The organism is Staphylococcus massiliensis CCUG 55927 (assembly GCF_000298075.1).
In the GTDB taxonomy this organism is placed as follows: Bacteria; Bacillota; Bacilli; order Staphylococcales; family Staphylococcaceae; genus Staphylococcus; species Staphylococcus massiliensis.
Map to the genome: position 1 here is coordinate 595,695 of NZ_JH815593.1, position 7,613 is coordinate 603,307.

Below are 7,613 nucleotides of genomic sequence, written 5' to 3' on the forward strand. Positions count from 1 at the left end.
AATGATTTAAAGTTTAAACCATTTAGGGCTTTTAAACACTAAGCTATATGCATTAGTTCATACTATATTTAGCGTTACAGATGTGTCTTTCTAATTCGTCTGTATACATCGCTTTTGTATTTTGATCGTAACCAAGTAAATCTGCCATAACATCGATTACAGCATCTTTATATTTTTCAACGTATTCAATGTTAAAGTATAGAGCACCTGTACGACGTACGAAGAAGTCAGATGGTTTTGCGACCATTTCATTTTGAATTGTGTAAACAAGTTCAGTATACACTTCTAATGGAAGACTTGTACCTTGCATGCGTGCTGTTTGCGCAATTTCAAATAATTTATCAGCGTTTGAACCATATTGAGAAGCGAATTGACGCGCTACGTCTTCATCAATTTGGTAAGCTTTTGCTTCGCGCACTTTTTGTTCTACGAAGTTGTCGAAGTTTTGGCTACCACCAACGTCACCACCAGAGATTGGTAAATGCTTCGTTTGACATTCTTTAAATTTAAGGCCGTATTGTTGTTTTAAACGTTTTGCTACTAAATTCACGATGTCATAAGCCATATGACGGTAACCTGTTAACTTACCACCTGCAATAGTTAGTAAGCCAGATTTACTTTCCCAAACTTCGTCTTTACGTGAAATTTCTGAAGGGTCTTTACCTTCTTCTAGGATTAATGGACGGATACCAGCCCAAGTTGATTCGATGTCGTCATTTGTAACGTTAACATCAGGGAACATGTAATTGATTGCATCTAGGATATAATCTCTATCTTCTTGAGAAGCAAGTGGTGATGCTTTATCTTCCACATAATGTGTATCTGTTGTACCTACATATGCTTTTCCTGCACGAGGAATTGCGAAAATCATACGACCATCTTTTTCTGTATCAAAATAAACAGCTTGTTGTAATGGGAATTTAGATTGGTCGATTACTAAGTGAACACCTTTAGTAAGGTATAACTCTTTATTGTTTTTAGAGTGATCTTGACCTCTCACTTCGTCTACCCAAGGGCCTGTTGCGTTAACGATTTTCTTACCGCGAACTTCAAATTTCTCGTTGTTTAAACGGTCAATAACTTCAACACCGCTTACTTTATTTTTCTTAGTATATTTGAAGTTTGCTGCTTTCGCGTAGTTAATCACATGTGCACCTTTTTCAGCTGCTTTTTTCATAACTTCGATTGTTAAACGCGCATCGTCTGTACGATATTCAACGTAGTAACCGCCACCTTTAAGGCCGTCACGTTTAACTAAAGGTTCTTTGTCTAATGTTTGTTCCTTATTTAACATTTTCTTACGTTCTGATTTTTTAACGCCAGCTAAAAAGTCATATACGCGTAACCCAATTGAAGTTGTAAATGGACCAAATGTACCACCTTTATGCATTGGTAAAAGCATCCATTCAGGTGTTGTTACGTGAGGACCATTTTCATAAACGATCGCACGTTCACGGCCTGTTTCTTTAACGACGTTAACTTGGAATTGTTTTAAATATCTTAAACCACCATGAACAAGTTTAGTTGAACGTGAGCTTGTACCTTCAGCAAAGTCTTGCATTTCAACTAAAGCTACTTTCATGCCACGTGTCGTTGCATCTAAAGCAATACCTGCACCTGTAATACCGCCACCAATTACGACTAAATCATATTCATTTTCTTGCATTTGACGTTTGATTTGACCTCTTTTAATCGTTGATAAACTCATAATAAGAACCCTCCTAAATATTAAAAAAAGAGAGACCATCCCCTACACTTTTTGAAGTTGTACGAAATGCGTCTCTCATATCTCGACTGACTTATTAACTTGGCTTCATTATAGCATAGCGATTTATGCTTCGTCTAATTTAAAGACTTGTGTCGCTTCAACAGCTTTTTTCCAACCTTTGTAATTCTTTTCACGACGTTCTTCATCCATTTGAGGTTCGAATTTTTGTTCAAGTTTCCATCTTTCGCTGATTTCATCTTTACCATTCCAGAAACCAACTGCGATACCCGCTAAGTAAGCAGCACCTAGCGCAGTCGTTTCATTAATTTCAGGACGTTCAACATCAATGTTTACGATGTCTGATTGGAATTGCATGATAAAGTTATTTTTCACGGCTCCACCGTCAACGCGTAAGTTGTTAACTTGAATACCAGAGTCTTTTTCCATAGCTTCAAGAACGTCACGTGTTTGGTAACATAATGATTCAAGCGTAGCACGGATAAAATGCTCTTTTTCAGTACCGCGTGTTAAACCAAAGATGGCACCACGTGCATCTGAATCCCAGTACGGTGTACCTAGACCTACAAATGCAGGTACGACGTAAACACCTTCAGTAGAATCTACGCGCTCAGCATAGTTTTCAGTTTGAGGCGCTGAGTTAATCATTCTTAAACCGTCGCGTAACCATTGAATCGCTGAACCTGATACGAAGATCGAACCTTCTAAAGCGTAATTAACCTTTCCATCGATACCATAGGCGATCGTAGTTAATAGGCCACTTTCAGATTTAACCGCTTCTTCGCCTGTATTCATTAACATGAAGCCACCAGTACCGTACGTATTCTTAACGTCACCACGTTCGAAACATGCTTGACCAAATAAGGCAGCTTGTTGGTCACCAGCGATACCTGCGATTGGTACTTCATGACCGAAGAAATGGTAATCCACTGTATGTGCGTACACTTCACTAGAAGGTTTGACTTCTGGAAGCATGCTTTTTGGTACAGTTAAGTGTTCAAGTAATTCATCATCCCACTTAAGTTCATGGATATTGTACATTAACGTACGACTCGCATTTGAGTAGTCTGTGACATGGGCTTTTCCACCAGATAAACGATAAACTAACCAAGTATCAATTGTACCAAATAATAAATCACCGTTTTCAGCTTTCTCACGTGCACCGTCAACATTATCAAGAATCCATTTCACTTTAGTTCCTGAGAAGTATGGATCAAGTAATAAACCAGTTTTATCTCTAAATGTTTGTTCTAAATCTTGTTCTTTTAATTCGTTACAAATACTTTGCGTTTGACGAGATTGCCATACAATCGCGTGATAAACTGGGCGACCTGTGTGCTTATCCCAAACGACTGTTGTCTCACGTTGGTTCGTAATACCAATACCTGCGATTTGTTCAGGATCGATTTGGTTTTCATTCAGTACTGAAGCGATAACCGATAACACAGATGTCCAAATTTCATTTGCATCATGTTCTACCCAACCTGATTTAGGAAAATGTTGTTTAAATTCTCTTTGAGCAACACCTTTAATATCACCTTGTTCATTAAAGATGATCGCGCGTGAACTAGTTGTACCTTGGTCTATTGAAAGAATAAACTTTTCCATATTAAAAACTCCTTTACCCCAAAATTAATCTGGCCTTTATATAAAAATACCCCTATAAAAGTACTTTATACAATATTAGTTGATCTTAGCGATTTCGCTAGAATCTGATTTCTTATTCATTAAAATACCAACTACTAAAGCAATGATAACAACTACAATCGCTAAAATTGAGAATACATCAAACGTACCTTTAAAAAGCATACGGTAAATGGCTGAACCTAACATACCACCTGCAATTGGCCCTAAGATTGGCACAATCGCATATTTCCAATTTGAATCGCCCTTTCCTGCAATCGGTAAGATAGCATGTGCAATTCTTGGTCCTAAGTCACGTGCTGGGTTAATGGCATAACCTGTTGGTCCACCTAAACTTAAACCAATAGCTATAATTAAAGCACCAACTACAAGTGGGTTTAAACCGTCTGAGAATTTATTAACCCCTATATACATTAAACCTGAAACTAATGCTGCAGTACCAATGATTTCACTTATCATGTTCGCAAAATAGTTCGTTAAAGCTGGGTCAGTTGAGAATACTGCTAACTTTGCACCTTTGTCTTCAGTTGCTTTCCAATGTGGTAAATACATTAACCAAACTAAAATACCACCGATTGTACCACCGGCAATTTGGGCTAAGATGTAACCAGGAACTTGAGCCCATGGTAATGCACCGTCCATAGCAAGACCGATTGATACAGCTGGGTTTAAATGTGCACCTGAAATTTGTCCTACTGCATAAACACCCATCGTAACAGCAAGTCCCCAACCGACTGAGATAACAATCCAATCTGCTCCGTTACCTTTAGATGCCTTTAAAACAACGTTTGCGACAACGCCGCCCCCAAATAAAATTAAAATGGCGGTTCCGATTAATTCTGCTAAATATACACTCATCTCTTTTCCTCCTAAAAAAAGACAGGGAGACCCCTACTCGCATTGATACAAGCAAAAGTCTCCCATCTCTTCACTGATATTAACTTGATATAATCGTACCTTGTAATGTAAGCGTTGTCAATCATTTTTTCAAAGACTTTAAGAAATAAAATTATAATTAAAATTGTTAACCTTAATATGATAAGTTGTAATGTAAAAATTTCATGGCACGGTCTTCATAATCCTCATAATCAAGGTCTAGTTCACGTTGACGCTCAATTTCAGACAACATGAATTTAAAATGATTGAGCATAGAAAGTAAACTTTCCTTTAAGTTGTGTAAACCTTCGTTATCAAACGTACGCAAGTAAGAATCATAGTTAAAGCGATCAAGATAGTGATATAAATATTTATCAGAAACACCGAAATCGATGGCGTCCTTTTCACTATTAAGTAAAATACGCTCTTTTAAGATAACTTTGTAGGCATCACGCATTTCATGTTCTTTAATATGAACAGCATATGGAAATTCTGTTCGCGCAATTCCTTTGACTACAACAGTTGAATACCAATAGAAATCATTTATCGCGACTTTAAGTTCCGCTTCTGAAAAGGAACTTGTCTCATAATATGATGTATCTACGTATGAATAATTCTCAAACGCATCATCTTTATCTAATAGCACCTTACTATAAGCTAAATCAATACAATCATCTAAATGGTCAGCCGTCGTAAGTGTTAAGTCGATACGATTAAAGTCCTTAAACTGCATATGATATGTAAACGTATTAAAGTCATTTTTTTGGTAAAACGGTTCTGAATAGCGCATGAGTAAAATTTCGCCGAAGTTCGCATACCAACTATCTGCATCGATATAGGCATACACATCTTCAACAACATAAATAAAATCAAAGTCGTGTAATTTATTTTCATCAAATGAGTTTGGCTTTACTCTTGAACCATTTAAGATAACTGCACGAATATTGTCATCACGTTGTGCGATATCTATGACGGTTTCATAAATTTCATCTTCAGATCTAGACATGTTTGTCCCTCCAAAAATCTTCTACTCATCTTTACCCCGACACGTTCAATTAAAATCTAAAAACTTCAAACATAACTAACATTTACTTAACAAAATTTATAATGAATGAAGTGTAAGCCTTTATGGAGGTCCCCTTGAGAAAAGCCCATTAGTTACTACATTAAAAAGCTGAAATATAAGTCGTGAAATAGAGCATTTGAGCTTTATTTCACTCAATTCTCAAAACAGCTGACTCCTAGGGGAGTAGCGTGAGTCTGGAGACTACAGGCTCCAGCCACGCCCCAGGAAAGCATGCTGTTTAAGAGAATTGGAGTATTAAGTCCCAGCCTGTTCTACCTATCGCTTTTACCAAATTGTTCTATTGCTTGATGTGATATACGTTGCGCCAGCTTTTACAGCCGCTTCAACTTCTTCTTCCGTATCAATTAAACCGCCCGCTATCACGTGCGTATTCGTTTCTTCATTTATACGTCTAATCACCTTATTCGCAACGCCTGGTAATACTTCCACGAAGTCTGGTTCAACATGCTTGATTAAAGCAATACTACGATCAAGTGCGTGGCTATCGATAATAAACACGCGTAAAATCGTTGTGGTTTTCAACGCTTTAGCTTTTTTAATTACTTTTGATTTCGTCGAAATTATACCTTTAGGCTTATATTGTTGAATAATGTATTCACATGAGAACTCATCAACACTTAACCCTTTGATTAAATCAATATGAATATAATACTCAATTTGATGCTTTTTCAATAATTCTAAGATACTTTTCAAATGTCCAATATGCGTATCTAACAAAACACATGTTTTATGATCCGTTGCGATAAGTTTTTCTAAATCTTTCATCGTACGAATCGCTGGTAGTAATTTTTCGTTCACAATTTACCTTCTTTATTACATTATTCGTTTAAATAAACGTTCAAGTTCGTAGTTCGTAAAGTTAATAATAATCGGGCGCCCATGCGGACACGTAAATGGATCCTCCATTTCACGTAATTGATTGATTAAATCATGCATCTCGCTATTTTTAAGATAATGATTCGCCTTAATCGATTTCTTACAACTCATCATAATCGCTGCTTCTTCGCGAATCTTTTTAATATCTACTTTCTTATGTGCAATAACGTAATCAATCATATCTTTGATAATATCCTCAACCTCATCTTTAGGGAACCAGACCGGGTAACTACTCACAATATAAGAATTAGACCCGAAGTGTTCGAGAAAGACGCCGACCTCTTCTAGAGATTGACGATATTGTTCAATAATCATCATTTCATCCTTTGAAAAGTTAAACGTAAGGGGTATCAGTAAATTTTGATTCTCATTTTTAACTTCCCCGATTTTATCTCTAAAGTACTCATATTTAATACGTTCTTGCGCGGCATGTTGGTCGATCATAAACATACCTTCATCATTTTGCGCAATGATATACGTACCATGTACCTGTCCAACAACTTCCATATAAGGTACGCGTTTAGAAGTATCTTCCTTCACTACATCCTTAATTTCATCATACGTTTTAGTCTCATAATTAAAAGCGGATTCATCTTCGACTTCTAAACCTTCTAAATGTGACAGTGATTCAGAATGTTGTTTTGATGGCGGTAACTCAAAACCAGTATCTTCATCTTCCTCATTACATGATAACAACGTAAATTCATCATCTTCGGTCGTTTCAAAATTTAAATCATTATCCGATAGGGTCGTAGTATTCTTGGGCTTATCTAAACCATCCTGTGTATGTTCAACTTCCTGATTGTCACCGTTAGTGTCATTTTTCTCAGCTTGTTTTTGGTCAAACGCCATTTTTTGCTGTTCAAAAGTCGATAACACTTTCGACTTTTTAGGTTGCGAACTGATATCGTTATGAGGGATAAGCACCTTGTCCTTAAAAGCTTCACGGATTTTCTGAACAATCAAATCATACAGCTGATCTTCTTTTGACAAGCGAACCTCAAGTTTAGTTGGATGCACATTTACGTCAACTAAGATAGGATCCATTTCAATATTAATATAGCATATTGGATTACGCCCTATCGTTAACAATGTATGATAGCCTTCTAAAATGGCCTTATTAAGTAAGAAGTTCTTAATATAACGACCATTAATAAAGATTGAAATGTAGTGCTTATTACTTCTTGAATGTTCAGGTTTCGCGACAAATCCTTCAATGTGATAATCACTCGTATCACCACTGATATGCACAAGGTTTTTCGCCACTTTCATACCATATATTTCAGCCATAACTTCATTCGTACGCCCTGAACCATTCGTTTTCATCACTAATTTATCGTCACTTTTTAGTGAAAAGCGAATATGCGGATGACTCATAGCCATGCGGTTTACGATATCTGTAAC

Annotated in this window: 6 protein-coding genes; all 6 read right to left on the reverse strand. The window is 36.7% G+C overall.

The annotated features are described in order from the left end of the window. Positions 1 to 52 precede the first annotated feature (52 nt). Positions 53 to 1,708 (reverse strand): glycerol-3-phosphate dehydrogenase/oxidase, encoded by a 1,656-nt coding sequence (locus A33S_RS0103255; protein WP_009381797.1) that lies wholly within the window; start codon positions 1,706 to 1,708, stop codon positions 53 to 55. A 123-nt stretch (positions 1,709 to 1,831) separates the two neighbouring features. After that, positions 1,832 to 3,334, reverse strand: coding sequence for a glycerol kinase GlpK (gene glpK / locus A33S_RS0103260; RefSeq protein ID WP_017176556.1), 1,503 nt, complete (start codon positions 3,332 to 3,334; stop codon positions 1,832 to 1,834). Positions 3,335 to 3,409: 75 nt separating this feature from the next. Continuing rightward, positions 3,410 to 4,228: an MIP/aquaporin family protein gene (locus A33S_RS0103265; protein ID WP_009381795.1), complete on the reverse strand. Its 819-nt coding sequence runs from the start codon at positions 4,226 to 4,228 to the stop codon at positions 3,410 to 3,412. Positions 4,229 to 4,400: 172 nt separating this feature from the next. Continuing rightward, positions 4,401 to 5,252 carry an aminoglycoside 6-adenylyltransferase gene (locus A33S_RS0103270; protein WP_009381794.1) on the reverse strand — a complete coding sequence of 284 codons (852 nt, stop codon included), beginning with the start codon at positions 5,250 to 5,252 and terminating at the stop codon, positions 4,401 to 4,403. Positions 5,253 to 5,597: 345 nt separating this feature from the next. Beyond that, positions 5,598 to 6,131: a glycerol-3-phosphate responsive antiterminator gene (locus tag A33S_RS0103275; protein WP_009381793.1), complete on the reverse strand. Its 534-nt coding sequence runs from the start codon at positions 6,129 to 6,131 to the stop codon at positions 5,598 to 5,600. A gap of 15 nt (positions 6,132 to 6,146) precedes the next feature. Continuing rightward, on the reverse strand, positions 6,147 to 7,613 hold a 1,467-nt coding region (gene mutL, locus A33S_RS11555; protein ID WP_017176557.1), incomplete at its 5' end, for a DNA mismatch repair endonuclease MutL.

Coding starts and splice junctions, on each gene's coding strand:
- A33S_RS0103265 (WP_009381795.1), bottom strand. CDS start 4,228: ATGAGTGTATATTTAGCAGAATTAATCGGAACCGCCATTTTAATTTTA.
- glpK (WP_017176556.1), bottom strand. CDS start 3,334: ATGGAAAAGTTTATTCTTTCAATAGACCAAGGTACAACTAGTTCACGC.
- A33S_RS0103270 (WP_009381794.1), bottom strand. CDS start 5,252: ATGTCTAGATCTGAAGATGAAATTTATGAAACCGTCATAGATATCGCA.
- A33S_RS0103255 (WP_009381797.1), bottom strand. CDS start 1,708: ATGAGTTTATCAACGATTAAAAGAGGTCAAATCAAACGTCAAATGCAA.